Raw genomic sequence first — 1,328 nt, forward strand, 5'->3', positions numbered from 1 at the left:
AGCGTGGGCGAGCGCATGCTGATCCTGATGGACATCGAGGCGCTGATGAGCAGTCCCGACATGGGGCTGATGGACAGCAGCTCGCAGAACCTGCAGTAAGCCATGAAGAACCCCACCATCAACAACCGCTCGCTGGCACGGCGCGTCGCGCTGCTGGCGGTGGCCATGCTCTCGGGCGTGCTGGTGACGATCAGCGTTGTCATGAGCCTGGTGGCCGAGGAGCGCTCCCGCGAGCGCATCGTGCAGTGGGTGGGCGACAAGACGCAGTCGGTCGCCGATTCGGTGGACGCCTTCGACGCCACCGCGCGCCTGATGACCGACCGTGCGTACCGGCCGTTCCGGGCCAAGTTCTCCCAGTTCTTTGAACTGGACGAGGCCGCCGGCCTGATCAAGAGCTGGTCGTTCCGCCTCAACGGCGAAACGAGCGACGTGGACGACTTCAACAAGATGACCGGCGGCGTGGCCACCGTGTTCATGCGCAAGGGCGAGGACTTCGAGCGCGTGACCACCTCGCTCAAGAAGGAAGACGGCGAGCGGGCCGTCGGCACCCTGCTGGCGCGCGACCACCCGGCCTACCCGCTGGTGCTGCAGGGCCAGAACTACACCGGCCGTGCCGTGCTGTTCGGCAAGCCCTACATGACGCACTACGAGGCTCTGAAGGACCAGGCCGGCAAGGTGGTGGGCATCCTGTTCATCGGTTTCGATCTCTCGGACTTCCAGACCGCGCTGCAGAAGCTGGTGAGCGAGGCCCGTTTCTTCGAGAGCGGCTCCACCGTGATCATCGATCCGCGCAAGAGCGATGCGGACGCGGTGTTCGTCGTGCATCCCACGGCGGCGGGCAAGAAGGTGCTGGAGGCCTACCCCTCGGCCGGACCGCTGCTGGCCAGCCTTCGTGCCACGCCCGAGGCGTTCGTGGCGGACTCCACGTCCCTGGTCTCGAACGACCTGTCCAGCCCCTGGGTGGTCAAGCGACCCACCAAGGCCGGTGGCTGGTGGGTGGTGGCCGAGGTGTCGGACGACGAGGCCATGGCGTCGCACTGGGCCACCATGTACGCCTTCTGGGGCCTGCTGGTTGCGGCCACCGCGGTGCTGGGTCTGGGCCTGTACTGGCTGGTGCGGCGCAATGTCAGCCGCCCGCTGGGCAGCCTGACCGTCGCGGTCACGGCCGTGGCCAACGGCGACCTGAGCCAGCGTTTCACCACCGACCGCAGCGATGAGATCGGCCGTCTGGTGCGCGAGGTCGAGGACATGCGCCAGCGCTTCGTCGGCATGCTCGGCGAGTTGCGCTATGCCAGCGACAGCATCGGCACGGCGAGCGCGGAGATCGC

General features: G+C 67.3%; 1 protein-coding gene. It reads left to right on the forward strand.

Annotation, left to right across the window (positions count from 1 at the left end; translation table 11 throughout):
• Positions 1-102 precede the first annotated feature (102 nt).
• Positions 103-1,328: Cache 3/Cache 2 fusion domain-containing protein (locus tag HPS01S_RS20660; RefSeq protein ID WP_157576488.1), on the forward strand; the 1,226-nt coding region annotated here is incomplete at its 3' end.

It is taken from the genome of Hydrogenophaga pseudoflava NBRC 102511, from assembly GCF_001592285.1.
GTDB classification, from domain to species: domain Bacteria; phylum Pseudomonadota; class Gammaproteobacteria; order Burkholderiales; family Burkholderiaceae_C; genus Hydrogenophaga; species Hydrogenophaga pseudoflava.